Annotated in this window: 17 protein-coding genes; 11 read left to right on the top strand and 6 right to left on the bottom strand. The window is 50.8% G+C overall.

Going from position 1 to position 17,158, the window contains the following annotated elements:
* Both ACJHWR_RS08435 and ACJHWR_RS08430 read left to right on the top strand, forming a co-directional pair.
* On the top strand, positions 1–267 hold a 267-nt coding region (locus tag ACJHWR_RS08435), incomplete at its 5' end, for a DDE-type integrase/transposase/recombinase (protein ID WP_004155240.1).
* Between the two features lie 122 nt (positions 268–389).
* Positions 390–1,655 (top strand): DUF1479 domain-containing protein, encoded by a 1,266-nt coding sequence (locus ACJHWR_RS08430; RefSeq protein WP_000168785.1) that lies wholly within the window; start codon positions 390–392, stop codon positions 1,653–1,655.
* A 240-nt stretch (positions 1,656–1,895) separates the two neighbouring features.
* On the opposite strand, the gene ACJHWR_RS08425 is transcribed toward ACJHWR_RS08430, so the two are convergent.
* A complete protein-coding gene (locus ACJHWR_RS08425; protein WP_000961458.1) occupies positions 1,896–3,488 on the bottom strand; it encodes an ABC-F family ATPase in 1,593 nt (530 codons plus the stop codon).
* A 218-nt stretch (positions 3,489–3,706) separates the two neighbouring features.
* On the opposite strand from ACJHWR_RS08425, the gene ldtB reads away from it, so the two are divergent.
* Entirely contained in the window at positions 3,707–4,627 is a 921-nt protein-coding gene (gene ldtB, locus ACJHWR_RS08420) for a L,D-transpeptidase (RefSeq protein WP_001056384.1), read from the top strand.
* 58 nt (positions 4,628–4,685) lie between these two features.
* Here ldtB and ACJHWR_RS08415 read toward each other — a convergent pair whose 3' ends face one another.
* Both ACJHWR_RS08415 and mntR read right to left on the bottom strand, forming a co-directional pair.
* Positions 4,686–5,804 carry an anion transporter gene (locus tag ACJHWR_RS08415; RefSeq protein WP_000056449.1) on the bottom strand — a complete coding sequence of 373 codons (1,119 nt, stop codon included), beginning with the start codon at positions 5,802–5,804 and terminating at the stop codon, positions 4,686–4,688.
* Positions 5,801–6,268 carry a manganese-binding transcriptional regulator MntR gene (mntR, locus tag ACJHWR_RS08410; protein ID WP_000091016.1) on the bottom strand — a complete coding sequence of 156 codons (468 nt, stop codon included), beginning with the start codon at positions 6,266–6,268 and terminating at the stop codon, positions 5,801–5,803. Before mntR ends, ACJHWR_RS08415 begins: the two co-directional genes overlap by 4 nt.
* 185 nt (positions 6,269–6,453) lie before the next feature.
* On the opposite strand from mntR, the gene mntS reads away from it, so the two are divergent.
* Together mntS and opgE are read left to right on the top strand one after the other, a co-directional pair.
* The gene (gene mntS / locus ACJHWR_RS08405) at positions 6,454–6,582 is read left to right on the top strand and encodes a manganase accumulation protein MntS (RefSeq protein WP_001001761.1); all 129 of its coding nucleotides are present in this window, start codon (positions 6,454–6,456) and stop codon (positions 6,580–6,582) included.
* Positions 6,583–6,853: 271 nt separating this feature from the next.
* Positions 6,854–8,437, top strand: coding sequence for a phosphoethanolamine transferase (opgE, locus tag ACJHWR_RS08400; RefSeq protein WP_001054640.1), 1,584 nt, complete (start codon positions 6,854–6,856; stop codon positions 8,435–8,437).
* Positions 8,438–8,485: 48 nt separating this feature from the next.
* Here the strand turns inward: opgE and ompX are convergent, their stop codons facing one another.
* Complete coding sequence (gene ompX, locus ACJHWR_RS08395) at positions 8,486–9,001, bottom strand: outer membrane protein OmpX (RefSeq protein WP_001295296.1); 516 nt, start codon at positions 8,999–9,001, stop codon at positions 8,486–8,488.
* Positions 9,002–9,053: 52 nt separating this feature from the next.
* Positions 9,054–9,119, bottom strand: coding sequence for a protein YliM (locus ACJHWR_RS08390; protein WP_120795379.1), 66 nt, complete (start codon positions 9,117–9,119; stop codon positions 9,054–9,056).
* Between the two features lie 234 nt (positions 9,120–9,353).
* On the opposite strand from ACJHWR_RS08390, the gene rhtA reads away from it, so the two are divergent.
* From rhtA to ybiO, 6 genes are all read left to right on the top strand, one after another.
* Positions 9,354–10,241, top strand: a complete 888-nt coding sequence (gene rhtA / locus ACJHWR_RS08385) for a threonine/homoserine exporter RhtA (RefSeq protein ID WP_012311997.1) — start codon at positions 9,354–9,356, stop codon at positions 10,239–10,241.
* A gap of 299 nt (positions 10,242–10,540) precedes the next feature.
* A complete protein-coding gene (gene dps, locus ACJHWR_RS08380; protein ID WP_000100800.1) occupies positions 10,541–11,044 on the top strand; it encodes a DNA starvation/stationary phase protection protein Dps in 504 nt (167 codons plus the stop codon).
* A gap of 403 nt (positions 11,045–11,447) precedes the next feature.
* Positions 11,448–12,194, top strand: a complete 747-nt coding sequence (gene glnH / locus ACJHWR_RS08375; protein ID WP_000843866.1) for a glutamine ABC transporter substrate-binding protein GlnH — start codon at positions 11,448–11,450, stop codon at positions 12,192–12,194.
* Between the two features lie 138 nt (positions 12,195–12,332).
* Positions 12,333–12,992, top strand: coding sequence for a glutamine ABC transporter permease GlnP (glnP, locus tag ACJHWR_RS08370; RefSeq protein WP_001159065.1), 660 nt, complete (start codon positions 12,333–12,335; stop codon positions 12,990–12,992).
* Entirely contained in the window at positions 12,989–13,711 is a 723-nt protein-coding gene (glnQ, locus tag ACJHWR_RS08365; protein ID WP_000569080.1) for a glutamine ABC transporter ATP-binding protein GlnQ, read from the top strand. Before glnP ends, glnQ begins: the two co-directional genes overlap by 4 nt.
* A 116-nt stretch (positions 13,712–13,827) precedes the next feature.
* Complete coding sequence (gene ybiO, locus ACJHWR_RS08360; protein ID WP_001267261.1) at positions 13,828–16,053, top strand: mechanosensitive channel protein; 2,226 nt, start codon at positions 13,828–13,830, stop codon at positions 16,051–16,053.
* Here ybiO and rlmF read toward each other — a convergent pair.
* Positions 16,050–16,976, bottom strand: coding sequence for a 23S rRNA (adenine(1618)-N(6))-methyltransferase RlmF (gene rlmF / locus ACJHWR_RS08355; protein ID WP_023141953.1), 927 nt, complete (start codon positions 16,974–16,976; stop codon positions 16,050–16,052). The two genes, ybiO and rlmF, sit on opposite strands and share 4 nt — an antisense overlap.
* Positions 16,977–17,158 lie beyond the last annotated feature (182 nt).

Raw genomic sequence — 17,158 nt, 5'->3', positions numbered from 1 at the left:
CTTGCTCTGCTCAAACGCGAAGGCCGGTGCCCGTCTGACGTTGAACACCGACAGATTAAGTACCGGAACAACGTGATTGAATGCGATCATGGCAAACTGAAACGGATAATCGGCGCCACGCTGGGATTTAAATCCATGAAGACGGCTTACGCCACCATCAAAGGTATTGAGGTGATGCGTGCACTACGCAAAGGCCAGGCCTCAGCATTTTATTATGGTGATCCCCTGGGCGAAATGCGCCTGGTAAGCAGAGTTTTTGAAATGTAAGGCCTTTGAATAAGACAAAAGGCTGCCTCATCGCTAACTTTGCAACAGTGCCACTTATTTATAACTTATATTGTCACATGCAAATCAGTATAGTTTCGAATGAAAGTTAATGCGAGGTGGTTATGGCTTCTACTTTTACCAGCGACACATTGCCTGCCGATCACAAAGCAGCTATCCGTCAGATGAAGCACGCGCTGCGGGCGCAGCTTGGCGACGTCCAGCAGATCTTTAATCAGCTAAGCGATGACATTGCCACGCGAGTGGCTGAAATCAACGCACTCAAAGCACAGGGCGATGCAGTCTGGCCGGTGCTGTCTTATGCCGATATCAAAGCAGGTCATGTTACTGCAGAGCAACGCGAACAGATTAAACGTCGCGGTTGTGCAGTGATAAAAGGCCATTTCCCCCGCGAACAAGCGCTAGGCTGGGATCAGTCGATGCTGGACTATCTGGACCGCAACCGCTTTGATGAGGTCTACAAAGGCCCCGGCGATAATTTCTTCGGGACGCTCAGCGCTTCACGTCCCGAGATTTACCCCATCTACTGGTCGCAGGCGCAAATGCAGGCCCGCCAGAGTGAAGAAATGGCGAATGCGCAGTCGTTTCTCAATCGTCTGTGGACATTTGAAAGTGATGGAAAGCAATGGTTTAACCCGGATGTGAGCGTCATCTACCCTGACCGTATCCGCCGCCGTCCGCCCGGAACGGCCTCCAAAGGTCTCGGAGCGCATACCGACTCCGGGGCACTGGAACGCTGGCTGCTTCCAGCGTATCAGCGCGTTTTCGCCAACGTCTTTAATGGCAATCTGGCGCAATATGATCCCTGGCATGCGGCACATCGTACAGAAGTTGAAGAGTACACGGTGGACAACACCACCAAATGTTCCGTGTTTCGGACATTCCAGGGCTGGACAGCGCTCTCTGATATGCTGCCTGGTCAGGGACTGCTGCACGTCGTGCCCATTCCTGAAGCCATAGCGTACGTGCTGTTACGTCCGCTGCTTGATGATGTGCCGGAGGATGAACTGTGCGGCGTAGCGCCCGGAAGAGTGTTGCCGGTATCAGAGCAATGGCATCCACTGTTGATTGAGGCATTAACCAGCATTCCACAACTCGAAGCCGGAGACTCCGTCTGGTGGCACTGCGACGTCATCCATTCCGTTGCCCCCGTTGAAAATCAACAGGGCTGGGGCAACGTGATGTACATTCCTGCGGCACCGATGTGCGAGAAAAATCTTGCCTACGCGCACAAGGTGAAGGCCGCACTGGAAAAAGGCGCATCACCTGGCGACTTCCCGCGGGAAGATTATGAAGCAAACTGGGAAGGCCGCTTTACGCTGGAGGATCTGAACATTCACGGTAAGCGCGCACTGGGCATGGATGTTTGAGAGTTAATGGAAGTGAATTGATGTGGGATTAAGAAAATCGATTCGACGTTACTCAGATTGCTGACAAATGCGCTTTGTTAATGCCTGATGCGGCGTTAACGCCTTATCCGGCCTACAAAGTCCTGCAGATTCAATATATTGCAGGTACTGCGTAGGCCTGATAAGCATAGCGCATCAGGCAATCTTGCGTTTGTCATCAGCCGCCGTCACCCCGACAGTATCGGGCTGACGGATAATAACTTACTCGATCCCTTTACTACGCAGATAATCTTCGTAATTACCGCTAAAGTCGATCACGCGTTCCGGGGTGATTTCCAGAATACGGGTCGCCAGGGAGCTTACGAACTCACGGTCGTGTGAAACAAAGATCAGCGTGCCCTGATACAGTTCCAGCGCCATGTTCAGCGACTCAATAGATTCCATATCCAGGTGGTTGGTCGGTTCGTCCATGATCAGAATGTTCGGCTTCTGCATCATTAACTTACCAAACAGCATCCGCCCTTTCTCCCCACCGGAAAGCACTTTCGCTGGCTTTTTGATATCGTCCTGGCTGAACAGCAAACGACCGAGAATGCTGCGTACCGCCTGCTCGTCATCGCCTTCCTGCTTCCACTGGCTCATCCATTCGAACACGGTCAGATCATTTTCGAACTCATATTCATGGTCCTGGGCGTAGTAACCAATGCGCGCGTTCTCAGACCATTTTACGGTGCCGCTGTCCGGTTGCAGATCGCCCACCAGCGTTTTCAGCAGCGTTGATTTACCGACGCCGTTGGTACCCAGTACCGCCAGTTTTTCACCGACTTCCAGCAGCAGGTTGAGATTTTTAAACAGTGGACCGTTATCAAACCCTTTGGTCAGACCTTCCACTTCCAGCGCGTTACGGAACAGTTTCTTATCCTGCTCAAAACGGATGAACGGGTTCTGACGGCTGGAAGCTTTCACCTCTTCCAGTTTGATTTTATCGATCTGGCGCGCACGCGAAGTTGCCTGGCGAGATTTCGAGGCGTTGGCGCTAAAGCGGCTAACGAAAGATTGCAGCTCGGCAATCTGCGCTTTCTTCTTGGCATTATCAGCCAGCAGACGTTCACGCGCCTGGGTCGCCGCCGTCATGTACTCATCGTAGTTACCTGGATAAACGCGCAGCTCGCCGTAATCCAGATCCGCCATATGGGTACAAACCATGTTAAGGAAGTGACGGTCGTGCGAGATGATGATCATGGTGCTGTCACGCTCGTTCAGCACCTGTTCCAGCCAACGAATGGTGTCGATGTCGAGGTTGTTGGTCGGTTCGTCGAGCAGGAGAATGTCCGGATCAGCAAACAGCGCCTGCGCCAGCAGCACACGCAGCTTCCAGCCAGGAGCAACTTCACTCATCGGGCCGTAGTGCTGTTCCACTGGAATTCCCACGCCAAGCAACAGTTCACCGGCGCGAGCTTCCGCAGAGTAACCGTCCATTTCGCCGTATTTTACTTCCAGATCGGCCACTTTATAACCGTCTTCTTCGCTCATTTCCGGCAAAGCATAGATACGGTCGCGCTCCTGCTTCACTTCCCACAACTCTTTATGCCCCATGATCACCGTATCCAGCACGGTGAACTCTTCAAAGGCAAACTGATCCTGACGCAATTTACCAATGCGCTCGTTGGGATCGAGGGAAACGTTACCCAGCGTCGGCTCTAAGTCGCCGCCGAGGATCTTCATAAAGGTGGATTTACCACTACCGTTCGCGCCAATCAGGCCGTAACGGTTGCCGCCGCCAAACTTGACGGAAATGTTTTCAAACAACGGCTTACTGCCGAACTGCATGGTGACGTTACTGGAAACTAACACAGGCGTATCCTGAAAAGAGATATGACAAACCGCGTATTATGCCATAAGTCTGAAAGAAGATCCCGTCCCCCGCTTAAGGTCTACACTCTTCCCAAAGGCAAAAAATGTGATTTCGTACACATCTGATTTCACTGTGAGCTGGAATGAACTTATAATGCGCTTCCAATACTCTAATATTCTCAACCCAATGGCCTGCCAGGCACAAAATCTCGCTTAACATGAATATGAAATTGAAAACATTATTCGCAGCGGCCTTCGCTGTTGTCGGCTTTTGCAGTACCGCCTCTGCGGTAACTTATCCTCTGCCAACCGACGGGAGTCGCCTGGTTGGTCAGAATCAGGTGATCACCATTCCTGAAGGTAACACTCAGCCGCTGGAGTATTTTGCCGCCGAGTACCAGATGGGGCTTTCCAATATGATGGAAGCGAACCCGGGTGTGGATACCTTCCTGCCGAAAGGCGGTACTGTACTGAACATTCCGCAGCAGCTGATCCTGCCGGATACCGTTCATGAAGGCATCGTCATTAACAGTGCAGAGATGCGTCTGTATTACTATCCGAAAGGGACCAACACCGTTATCGTGCTGCCGATCGGCATTGGTCAGTTAGGCAAAGATACGCCTATCAACTGGACCACCAAAGTTGAGCGTAAGAAAGCAGGCCCGACCTGGACGCCGACCGCCAAAATGCACGCAGAGTACCGCGCTGCGGGCGAACCGCTTCCGGCTGTCGTTCCGGCAGGTCCGGATAACCCGATGGGGCTGTATGCACTCTACATCGGTCGCCTGTACGCTATCCATGGCACCAACGCCAACTTCGGTATCGGCCTGCGTGTAAGTCATGGTTGTGTGCGTCTGCGTAACGAAGACATAAAATTCCTGTTCGAGAAAGTACCGGTCGGTACCCGCGTACAGTTTATTGATGAGCCGGTAAAAGCGACCACCGAGCCAGACGGCAGCCGTTATATTGAAGTCCATAACCCGCTGTCTACCACCGAAGCCCAGTTTGAAGGTCAGGAAATTGTGCCAATTACCCTGACCAAGAGCGTGCAGACAGTAACTGGTCAGCCTGATGTGGATCAGGTCGTGCTGGATGAAGCGATCAAAAATCGTTCCGGGATGCCGGTTCGTCTGAATTAATCGTCAAAACGTAAAACAGAGGCGGACTCATCATCCGCCTTTTTTATTTGGCCAGACCCTAGTTGGCCGGGAGCATAACGAATAAAACGTATCCCACCAGCGCCGCCCACAACAGCATCGGTATCGAATAAAGATGAAAACGCCACCAGATACGGCGATCGTTCGCCATCCGTAACGCAATCAAATTTGCCAGCGATCCGGGTAATAAACCAAAGCCCCCCACGTTTACCGCCCATGCCAGCAGCAACGACGGCGGCACATAGTTCAGCAACAATATGGTACTCGGCACATTACTGATCACCTGCGATAAACCGATTGCCGTTAACCATAATCCGGGTTCGGATAAATGGCTCACATTGCTCAACACGCCCTGCAAAGCTGGCAGTTGGGTCAGCAAATGGACGTCGATAAACATCGCCATAAATACCAGCAGCAGCGTCCAGTCCACACTCAACACCACGCGACGTGCCAGCAGCGCAAAGCCCGCCGCCACAATCACCAGTCCCCACAGCTCTTGTTTTAACTCCAGCGCCGTCAGAAAGACGATATACAGCCCCAGACAACTCCACACCAGCCGCGGTTTCCACTCCGGTGTTTGCACCCCCGTATGGTATTGGAGTGCCTTTCCAGGGAAACAACACCAGCACAACAGCAGGAGCGTCAGCATCATTGCGCCAGCCAGCGGTGCCATTTGGGCAATAAATCCGGCAAACGAAAGACCAGAACGTCCCCAGATAAGAATATTTTGCGGGTTGCCAATTGGCGTCAGTAGCGAACCCGCATTGACTGCCAGCGCCTCAAAAATAATCAGCCGATTAACCGGGATCTCACACAGTCTTTTTAGCGTGATAGTCAGCGGAACAACTATAAACAGCGCGACATCGTTGGTCAGAAAGGTAGAAAGCAGCGCCGCCGCCAGCACCATAAACATCGCCAGCCGACGCTCCGTAGCAAAGCGGCGCACCATTTTGCGCCCCAGCACATCAAAATAACCGCTTAACTCCACACCTTTGGTCAGCAGCATCAGGCCGCTTAAGGTGATGATGGTGTGCCAGTCGATAGCAGCAGGCCAGGATTTCGGTGCAAAGGGCACGAAAAAGCTTAATCCGATACCAACAAGAATTAATAACTGAAAAAAACGATCCCCTTGCAGCGTGCGTAAAAAAGGCAGGCTCATTTGGCACCGTGTTTCTGGGTAAACAAACGAAAAGCGTCGAGCGTCTCTTCACTGACATGGTGCTCCATGCCTTCCGCGTCGCGACGGGCGATTTCCGGACTGACGCCCAACACCAACAAGAAATTTTCGACTATCTGATGTCGCTCGCGGCTTTCCTGCGCCAGCTTCTCTCCTTCTGCCGTTAAAAACACGCCACGCCAGGGGATCATTTCAATCAGCCCCATGGTTGCCAGTCGCTTAAGCATTTTAGCCACCGTCGGTTGCGAAACTCCCAAACGAGCAGCCATGTCTACCTGACGAGCTTCCCCCACTTCCCTGATCAAGTCAGAAATCAGCTCAACGTAATCATCAATAAGCTCGCGCCGATGCGCCTCTCTGACCTGGCGGAACCCTTCAACGTGCTCTTCCACGTTCACTAACTGCGTCACTTTTTTTGCTGTTGGCGTACCTGCGCGACGACTCATTGTGCTTCCTCATTATGGTGACGCATACCTAGCGTTCTCATTTCGTGCGCACATTGTAAACCAGAGTTGCGAAGGTACAAAAAATTAACGTTTTAGCAATAGCTATATAATATAGCCTGTGCTATATCTGTATGTAATGCAATCATCCCTCAAGGATCGACGGGATTAGCAAGTCAGGAGGTCTTATGAATGAGTTCAAGAGGTGTATGCGCGTGTTTAGTCATTCTCCCTTTAAAGTACGGTTAATGCTGCTCTCTATGTTGTGCGATATGGTCAACAACAAACCGCAGCAAGATAAACCTTCCGATAAATAGCGGCGTCGCGGTACGCCGCTTCACTCCTGCTTTTATGCAGGCACAACGCGTTTTGGTCTGAAAAACCCCACTTTTTGTCGGATTTGCAATCCCCTTCGCGAAAGATTTGTTCGTCAGTAGTTGACCTGAACGGCGGCTCGCTCTATCTTCTTGCAGCCCTGCGTATATTGCGGCTCGCGGATGCGGACCCCTTTCCCCTCTTCACGCACTCTTGCAGGTATTGACCCTTGACGCCAGGGTAAGCACATGGCGTTTGTTACGATAGTGGCATATGAATTTAACCCTCAAAGACTCGCTTGTTACCCGTAGCCGGGTATTTAGCCCGTGGACTGCGTTCTACTTTTTACAGTCGCTATTAATTAACCTCGGCTTAGGTTATCCCTTCAGTTTGCTCTACACCGCTGCGTTTACGGCTATTTTGCTTTTGCTATGGCGAACATTGCCTCGCGTACAAAAAGTTCTGGTCGGTGTCAGTTCGCTGGTGGCGGCTTGTTATTTCCCTTTTGCTCAGGCCTACGGCGCGCCTAATTTCAATACATTGCTGGCATTGCACTCCACCAATATGGAAGAGTCGACCGAAATCCTGACGATTTTTCCGTGGTACAGCTACCTGGTCGGCTTATTTATTTTTGCGCTCGGCGTAATAGCAATCAGGCGAAAAAAAGAGAATGAAAAAGCGCGCTGGAATACCTTCGACAGCCTGTGTCTGGTATTCAGTGTGGCGACATTTTTTGTTGCTCCCGTGCAAAACCTGGCCTGGGGCGGCGTATTTAAACTGAAAGATACTGGCTATCCGGTATTTCGTTTTGCTAAGGATGTCATCGTCAATAATAACGAGGTGATCGAAGAGCAAGAACGGATGGCAAAACTTTCCGGAATGAAAGATACCTGGACGGTCACTGCCGTTAAGCCGAAGTATCAGACCTATGTGGTGGTGATCGGTGAAAGCGCGCGTCGCGATGCCCTCGGTGCCTTTGGCGGTCACTGGGACAATACCCCGTTTGCCAGCAGCGTTAACGGTTTGATATTTGCTGACTACATTGCCGCCAGTGGCTCCACGCAGAAATCGCTTGGCTTAACGCTCAATCGCGTTGTCGATGGCAAACCACAGTTTCAGGATAACTTTGTCACCCTGGCAAATCGCGCGGGCTTCCAGACCTGGTGGTTTTCCAACCAGGGCCAAATCGGCGAATACGATACCGCCATCGCCAGCATCGCCAAACGTGCAGATGAAGTGTACTTCCTGAAAGAAGGTAATTTTGAAGCAGATAAAAACACGAAAGACGAAGCGTTACTGGATATGACCGCTCAAGTGCTGGCGCAAGAGCACTCGCAACCGCAGCTGATTGTTCTACATCTGATGGGCTCGCATCCGCAGGCCTGCGACAGGACACAAGGCAAATACGAAACCTTTGTGCAATCAAAAGAAACGTCGTGCTATCTCTATACCATGACGCAAACGGACGATTTACTGCGCAAACTGTACGATCAGTTACGCAACAGCGGCAGCAGCTTCTCGCTGGTTTACTTTTCTGACCACGGTCTGGCCTTTAAAGAGCGCGGCAAAGACGTGCAATACCTTGCCCATGATGATAAGTATCAGCAAAATTTCCAGGTGCCTTTTATGGTCATTTCCAGCGACGATAAAGCGCATCGGGTGATTAAAGCCCGCCGCTCAGCCAATGACTTCTTAGGTTTTTTCTCCCAGTGGACGGGAATTAAAGCGAAGGAAATTAACATCAAATACCCGTTTATATCTGAGAAGAAAGCCGGGCCGATATACATCACCAACTTCCAGTTACAGAAGGTAGATTACAACCATCTCGGAACCGATATTTTCGACCCGAAACCTTAAAAACAAAAATCCGCCCCGAGAGGCGGATTTTTTATATCACCGAAGTGATTAGAAGCGGTAACCAACACCGGCAATCCAGGTGCCTACGTCAACGCTACGAATACGGCTCTGCTCGTAAGAGAAGTCCAGAGCAACGTTTTCCATCGGGTTGAACTGCAGACCAGCACCGTAGGAGAAACCGTAGTCGCTGGTGTCGTGTTTGTAGGTCGGGTATTCAGTGGTCTGGAATTTACCATAACCCACACCCACTACACCGTAGATGCTTGCCCAGTCGTTAATGCGGTAAGCCGGACCAGCAGTGATGCCGTAGTACTGGTTTTTGTTGTAGTCACCAGAGCTTGCAGTACGGCTTTTCTCGGTGTAAGTGAAAGAACCGATCACACCCAGCGGGCTGTTGTCTTCTTCATAGCGGTATTTCAGGTTGAAACCGCCCATTTTGTTCATTTGGCCCTGAGCGTCGCTCTGTGCGTAACCGCCAGTTACAGTAGAAGTCGCAGCTACGGAAGTACCTGCGGTGAAAGCCAGAACTGCGGCCAGTGCTGAAAGACATGCAATTTTTTTCATAACCACCTCAAATGTGATTCAAATAAGTCCTAAGTTTTAAATATATCAAAAATTAATGGGAAACTCTTCGCGATTTATGATGTCTAACGGGCCATTTCATGTAACAGAACGTTTCCATACACCGCTATCCATCTAAATTTAAATCACTTTTTCAGAGAACTGCGTAAGTATTACGCATGTTTTCCCTGTCATTCATCCAGATTATTCCTAATCACCAGACTAATGATTCCATCAATCCTGGCGCATTTTAGTCAAAACGGGGGAAAATTTTTTCAACAAATGCTCAACCAGCATTGGGTATATCCAGTACACTCCACGCTTTACTTAGGTTTAGATATTTGTGGGAGAAAGGATGCCTGGTTCATTACGTAAAATGCCGGTCTGGTTACCAATAGTCATATTGCTCGTTGCCATGGCGTCTATTCAGGGTGGAGCCTCGTTAGCTAAGTCACTTTTTCCTCTGGTGGGCGCACCGGGGGTCACTGCGCTGCGTCTGGCATTAGGCACGCTGATCCTCATCGCGTTCTTTAAGCCATGGCGACTGCGCTTTGCCAAAGAGCAGCGGTTACTGCTGTTGTTTTACGGCGTTTCGCTGGGGGGGATGAATTATCTTTTTTATCTTTCTATTCAGACGGTACCGCTGGGTATTGCGGTGGCGCTGGAGTTCACCGGACCACTGGCGGTGGCGCTGTTCTCTTCTCGTCGCCCGGTAGATTTCGTCTGGGTTGTTCTGGCGGTTCTTGGTCTGTGGTTCCTGCTACCGCTGGGGCAAGACGTTTCCCATGTCGATTTAACCGGCTGTGCGCTGGCTCTGGGGGCCGGGGCTTGTTGGGCTATTTACATTTTAAGTGGGCAACGCGCAGGAGCGGAACATGGCCCTGCGACGGTGGCAATTGGTTCGTTGATTGCAGCGTTAATTTTCGTGCCAATTGGAGTGCTTCAGGCTGGTGAAGCACTCTGGCACTGGTCGGTTATTCCATTGGGTCTGGCGGTCGCTATTCTCTCGACCGCTCTGCCTTATTCGCTGGAAATGATTGCCCTCACCCGTTTGCCAACACGCACATTTGGTACGCTAATGAGCATGGAACCTGCGCTGGCTGCCGTTTCCGGGATGATTTTCCTCGGAGAAACACTGACACCCATACAGCTGCTGGCGCTCGGCGCTATCATCGCCGCTTCAATGGGTTCTACGCTGACAGTACGCAAAGAGAGCAAAATAAAAGAATTAGACATAAATTAAATTTACATTTCTGCATGGTTATGCATAACCATGCAGATTTTCTCGCTACTTTTCCTCTACACCGTCTTTATATATCGAATTATGCAAAAGCATATTTATTCCGAAAATTCCTGGCGAGCAAATAAATAAGAATTGTTCTTATTAATATATCTAACTCATTGAGTTTTTATTGGTTTTGTTTTTTCACGCTTGTTACCACTATTAGTGTGATAGGAACAGCCAGAATAGCGGAACACATAGCTGGTGCTATACTTAGTCTCGTTAATTACTGGGACATAACATCAAGAGGATATGAAATTATGAGTACCGCTAAATTAGTTAAATCAAAAGCGACCAATCTGCTTTATACCCGCAACGATGTCTCTGATAGCGAGAAAAAAGCAACAGTAGAGTTGCTGAATCGCCAGGTTATCCAGTTTATTGATCTTTCTTTGATTACCAAACAAGCGCACTGGAACATGCGCGGCGCTAACTTCATTGCCGTACATGAAATGCTGGATGGCTTCCGCACTGCACTGATCGATCATCTGGATACCATGGCAGAACGTGCAGTGCAGCTAGGCGGTGTAGCTCTGGGGACCACTCAAGTTATCAACAGCAAAACCCCGCTGAAAAGTTACCCGCTGGACATCCACAACGTTCAGGATCACCTGAAAGAACTGGCTGACCGTTACGCAATCGTCGCTAATGACGTACGCAAAGCGATTGGCGAAGCGAAAGATGACGACACCGCAGATATCCTGACCGCCGCGTCTCGCGACCTGGATAAATTCCTGTGGTTTATCGAGTCTAACATCGAATAAATCCATCGCTGATGGTGCAGAACTTTAGTACCCGATAAAAGCGGCTTCCTGACAGGAGGCCGTTTTGTTTTGCAGCCCACCTCAACGCACTTATTTAGTGCATCCATCTGCTATCTCCAGCTGATTAAGTAAATTTTTTGTATCCATATCATCACACAATCGTTACATAAAGATTGTTTTTTCATCAGGTTTTACGCTAAATAATCACTGTGTTGAGTGCACAATTTTAGCGCACCAGTTTGGTGCCCCAGAATGGTGCATCTTCAGGGTATTGCCCTATAAATCGTGCATCACGTTTTTACCGCATCTCGATAAATCAATGAGTTGCAAAACTGGCACGATTTTTTCATATATGTGAATGTCACGCAGGGGATCGTCCCGTGGATAGAAAAAAGGAAATGCTATGAAGTCTGTATTAAAAGTTTCACTGGCTGCACTGACCCTGGCTTTTGCGGTTTCTTCTCATGCCGCGGATAAAAAATTAGTTGTCGCGACGGATACCGCCTTCGTTCCGTTTGAATTTAAACAGGGCGATAAATACGTGGGCTTTGACGTTGATCTGTGGGCTGCCATCGCTAAAGAGCTGAAGCTGGATTACGAACTGAAGCCGATGGATTTCAGTGGGATCATTCCGGCACTGCAAACCAAAAACGTCGATCTGGCGCTGGCGGGCATCACCATTACCGACGAGCGTAAAAAAGCGATCGATTTCTCTGACGGCTACTACAAAAGCGGCCTGTTAGTGATGGTGAAAGCCAACAATAACGATGTGAAAAGCGTGAAAGATCTCGACGGGAAAGTGGTTGCTGTGAAGAGCGGCACTGGCTCCGTTGATTACGCGAAAGCAAACATCAAAACTAAAGATCTGCGTCAGTTCCCGAACATCGATAACGCCTATATGGAACTGGGCACCAACCGCGCAGACGCCGTTCTGCACGATACGCCAAACATTCTGTACTTCATCAAAACCGCCGGTAACGGTCAGTTCAAAGCGGTAGGTGACTCTCTGGAAGCACAGCAATACGGTATTGCGTTCCCGAAAGGTAGCGACGAGCTGCGTGACAAAGTCAACGGCGCGTTGAAAACCCTGCGCGAGAACGGAACTTACAACGAAATCTACAAAAAATGGTTCGGTACTGAACCGAAATAATAACGCTACGCCTGTAAGGCGCACTGGCAGTTCCCTCTCCCCTCTGGGGAGAGGATTAGGGTGAGGGGCGCAAACCCGCTCCGGGGCCATTAATTACCCTGAATTTGATTATTTACACCACGGTAACAGGAACAACATATGCAGTTTGACTGGAGTGCCATCTGGCCAGCCATTCCGCTTCTGATTGAAGGTGCCAAAATGACCCTGTGGATCTCGGTCCTCGGTCTGGCTGGCGGCCTGGTGATCGGATTGCTGGCAGGTTTTGCACGCACCTTCGGTGGTTGGATAGCCAACCACGTCGCGCTGGTCTTTATTGAAGTGATCCGCGGCACACCTATCGTCGTCCAGGTGATGTTTATCTATTTCGCCCTGCCGATGGCGTTTAACGACTTACGCATCGACCCGTTTACTGCGGCGGTGGTCACCATCATGATCAACTCTGGCGCGTACATTGCGGAAATCACGCGTGGTGCGGTGCTGTCTATTCACAAAGGTTTTCGTGAAGCAGGACTGGCGCTCGGTCTTTCACGTTGGGAAACCATTCGCTACGTCATTTTACCGCTGGCACTGCGTCGTATGCTGCCGCCGCTGGGTAACCAGTGGATCATCAGCATTAAAGACACCTCGCTGTTTATTGTTATCGGTGTGGCGGAACTGACCCGTCAGGGGCAAGAAATTATTGCCGGTAACTTCCGCGCCCTTGAGATCTGGAGCGCCGTGGCGGTGTTCTATCTGATTATTACCCTGGTGCTGAGCTTTATTCTGCGTCGTCTGGAAAGAAGGATGAAAATCCTGTGATTGAATTTAAAAACGTCTCCAAGCATTTTGGTCCAACCCAGGTGCTGCACAATATCGATTTGAACATTGCTCAGGGCGAAGTCGTGGTGATTATCGGGCCGTCCGGTTCCGGTAAATCGACCCTGCTGCGCTGCATCAACAAACTGGAAGAAATCACTTCCGGCGATCTGATTGTCGATGGCCTGAAGGTTAACGATCCGAAAGTTGACGAGCGCCTGATTCGCCAGGAAGCAGGTATGGTGTTCCAGCAGTTTTACCTCTTCCCGCATCTGACGGCGCTGGAAAACGTCATGTTTGGTCCGCTACGCGTGCGTGGCGCGAACAAAGAAGAGGCGGAAAAACTGGCGCGTGAGCTGCTGGCGAAAGTCGGTCTGGCAGAACGTGCACATCACTACCCTTCCGAACTTTCTGGTGGTCAACAGCAGCGTGTGGCGATCGCACGCGCGCTGGCGGTGAAGCCGAAAATGATGCTGTTTGATGAACCGACTTCCGCTCTTGACCCGGAACTGCGCCATGAAGTGCTGAAGGTTATGCAGGATCTGGCTGAAGAAGGGATGACGATGGTGATCGTGACACACGAAATCGGTTTTGCCGAGAAAGTAGCTTCGCGCCTGATCTTTATCGACAAAGGCCGGATTGCGGAAGATGGCGATCCGCAGGTGTTGATCAAGAACCCACCGAGCCAGCGCTTGCAGGAATTTTTGCAGCACGTCTCTTAACTTCTCAGCCTCCCTTTCCCCCGAAAGGGAGGCACACCAGATTCCTCTCATTTAAAATCGCCCCTCCTCCAGCATCTATACTTATCTTTTTGCTCTGTTTTCTCACTGGAGGAGTCATGCGGTGGATCCTGTTCATCCTCTTCTGCCTGCTGGGCGCACCTGCCCACGCGGTATCCATACCCGGCGTTACAACCACAACGACAACGGACTCAACGACTGAACCGGCCCCGGAACCGGATATCGAACAAAAAAAAGCGGCCTATGGCGCACTGGCGGATGTGCTGGATAATGACACCTCGCGTAAAGAGTTGATCGACCAGTTGCGCACCGTCGCCGCGACGCCCCCGGCAGAACCCGTACCGAAGATCGTGCCGCCGACGCTGGTTGAAGAGCAAACCGTGCTGCAAAAGGTCACCGAAGTCAGCCGCCATTATGGTGAAGCCCTTTCCGCCCGCTTCGGGCAACTTTATCGCAATATCACCGGCTCCCCGCATAAGCCGTTTAATCCACAAACCTTCAGCAATGCGTTGACCCATTTTTCAATGTTAGCGGTATTAGTGTTTGTTTTTTACTGGCTGATTCGCCTGTGCGCACTTCCGCTGTATCGCAAAATGGGCCAGTGGGCGCGGCAAAAAAATCGTGAGCGCAGTAACTGGTTGCAGCTTCCGGCGATGATTATCGGGGCGTTTATTATCGACCTGCTGTTACTGGCACTGACATTGTTTGTCGGCCAGGTATTAAGCGACAACCTGAATGCGGGCAGTCGCACCATCGCTTTCCAACAAAGTTTGTTTCTCAACGCCTTTGCCCTGATTGAATTTTTCAAAGCCGTACTACGCCTGATTTTTTGCCCAAACGTGGCTGAACTGCGCCCGTTCACGATTCATGACGAGACCGCCCGTTACTGGAGCCGTCGCCTGAGCTGGTTAAGCAGCCTGATTGGCTATGGCCTGATTGTGGCCGTGCCGATTATCTCTAATCAGGTGAATGTACAGATAGGTGCGCTGGCGAACGTCATCATTATGCTGTGCATGACGGTCTGGGCGCTGTACCTGATCTTTCGTAATAAAAAAGAGATTACCCAGCATTTGCTCAACTTCGCGGAGCATTCGCTGGCCTTTTTCAGCCTGTTTATCCGCGCCTTTGCGCTGGTGTGGCACTGGCTGGCAAGCGCCTATTTTATCGTGCTGTTTTTCTTTTCGTTGTTCGATCCGGGCAACAGCCTGAAATTTATGATGGGTGCAACGGTGCGCAGCCTGGCGATTATTGGTATCGCAGCATTTGTTTCCGGTATGTTTTCCCGCTGGCTGGCGAAAACCATCACCCTCTCGCCACATACTCAGCGTAACTATCCGGAGCTGCAAAAACGGTTGAATGGCTGGCTGTCGGCGGCGCTGAAAACGGCGCGTATTCTGACAGTCTGCGTGGCGGTAATGCTGCTGTTGAGCGCATGGGGATTGTTCGATTTCTGGAACTGGCTGCAAAACGGCGCGGGGCAGAAAACCGTAGATATCCTGATCCGTATCGCACTCATTCTTTTCTTCTCGGCGGTTGGCTGGACAGTGCTCGCCAGTTTGATCGAAAACCGGCTGGCTTCGGATATTCATGGCCGCCCGCTACCCAGCGCCCGTACGCGTACCCTGCTGACGCTGTTTCGTAACGCGCTGGCGGTGATTATCAGTACCATCACCATCATGATTGTGTTGTCGGAAATCGGCGTTAATATCGCGCCATTGCTGGCAGGTGCCGGGGCATTAGGTCTGGCTATCTCGTTTGGTTCGCAAACGCTGGTGAAAGATATTATCACCGGGGTATTTATTCAGTTTGAAAACGGCATGAACACTGGAGATTTGGTGACTATCGGGCCGTTGACCGGCACTGTGGAACGGATGTCGATTCGCTCCGTGGGCGTGCGTCAGGATACCGGGGCGTATCACATCATTCCGTGGTCTTCGATAACTACCTTTGCTAACTTCGTCCGCGGCATTGGTTCGGTGGTGGCAAATTACGATGTTGATCGCCATGAAGATGCTGATAAAGCCAATCAGGCACTGAAAGATGCGGTAGCGGAATTAATGGAAAACGAAGAAATTCGCGGGCTGATTATTGGTGAACCGAATTTTGCCGGGATTGTCGGCTTAAGCAATACCGCGTTTACACTGCGTGTTTCGTTCACCACGCTGCCACTCAAACAGTGGACGGTCCGCTTTGCCCTCGACAGCCAGGTGAAAAAACATTTCGACCTGGCGGGCGTTCGCGCGCCAGTGCAGACTTATCAGGTGCTGCCTGCTCCGGGCGCGACCCCGGCTGAACCGTTGCCGCCGGGGGAACCAACGCTTTAACGCTGGCGATTGACAAAACGGCGGCGCTGCTCGTCGTTCATAAAGGTCCAGGCTATAAAGCGGCTCTGCTTTTGCCCCTGGGCCATCTCTTTTTTGACCACTTTCACCGCGCCCACTTCCGTCAGAGCACGATACAACGGCGGTAAGTTTTCGCCACGAGATACCAGCGAGGTAAACCACATCACCTGCTTCGCGAAGCCTTTGCTCTCTTCAATCATCTTTTTAATAAAAGCGACTTCACCGCCTTCACACCACAACTCCTGTTGCTGACCACCAAAATTCAGTGCATCGTCTTTGTTTAGCCCCAGGTTACGGCGTTTACGTTCACTACCTGCCCGTGCCGCAGCGGCGGAATCGTGGAATGGCGGGTTACACAAGGTCGCGTCGTATTGCTCGTTTTTATGGATGATGCCGTTAAAAATCGCCCCACTCTCTTTTTGCCGACGCAGACGAATGGCGCGGTTAAGCCCCGGATTAGCACTGATGATCGCCTGCGCACTGCTTAACGCCTGGCTGCTGGTTTCACTACCAGTAAAACGCCAGCCATATTCATGTACGCCAATCAGCGGATAAATACAGTTCGCACCAACGCCGATATCCAGAATGCTGGCATTAGCTAGAATTGATCCTGTTGCTTCTGCCAGTAAATCGGCAAGGTGATGAATATAATCCGCCCGGCCCGGTACTGGTGGGCAGAGAAAACCGTCGGGGATATCCCAGTTCGCTACGGCGTAAAAATGGGCCAGCAACGCCTTATTGAGCGCCTTCACCGCCAGCGGATTGGCAAAGTCTACGCTTTGCTCCCCGGCGGGTGTAAGCGTGAGGAATTGCCTGAGTTCAGGATTGACCTGACAAAGCGTGGCGAGATCGTAGCGGCTGTGATGACGGTTGCGCGGATGCAACCCCGGTTTCTGGGCGGACATAGCATTCTCCTTTAAGCAGCGGCGTAAGATACCCGCATAACGCGACAGGGTAAATATCTGGCTGCGTTTATCATTTCTATAAACCTTCACATGGCTATGTTTTATGGCAATTCATCATAAAAATCAGCATTATGCATATCATTGATTTGTCTTGTTTTGTAAAAATATATCGTTCAAAAAAC

The sequence above is a fragment of the Escherichia sp. WS568 genome (assembly GCF_046486085.1).
Lineage (GTDB): Bacteria > Pseudomonadota > Gammaproteobacteria > Enterobacterales > Enterobacteriaceae > Escherichia > Escherichia coli.
The sequence above is the reverse complement of the archived record's forward strand: the minus strand, read 5'-3'. Positions and strand labels throughout refer to the sequence as shown.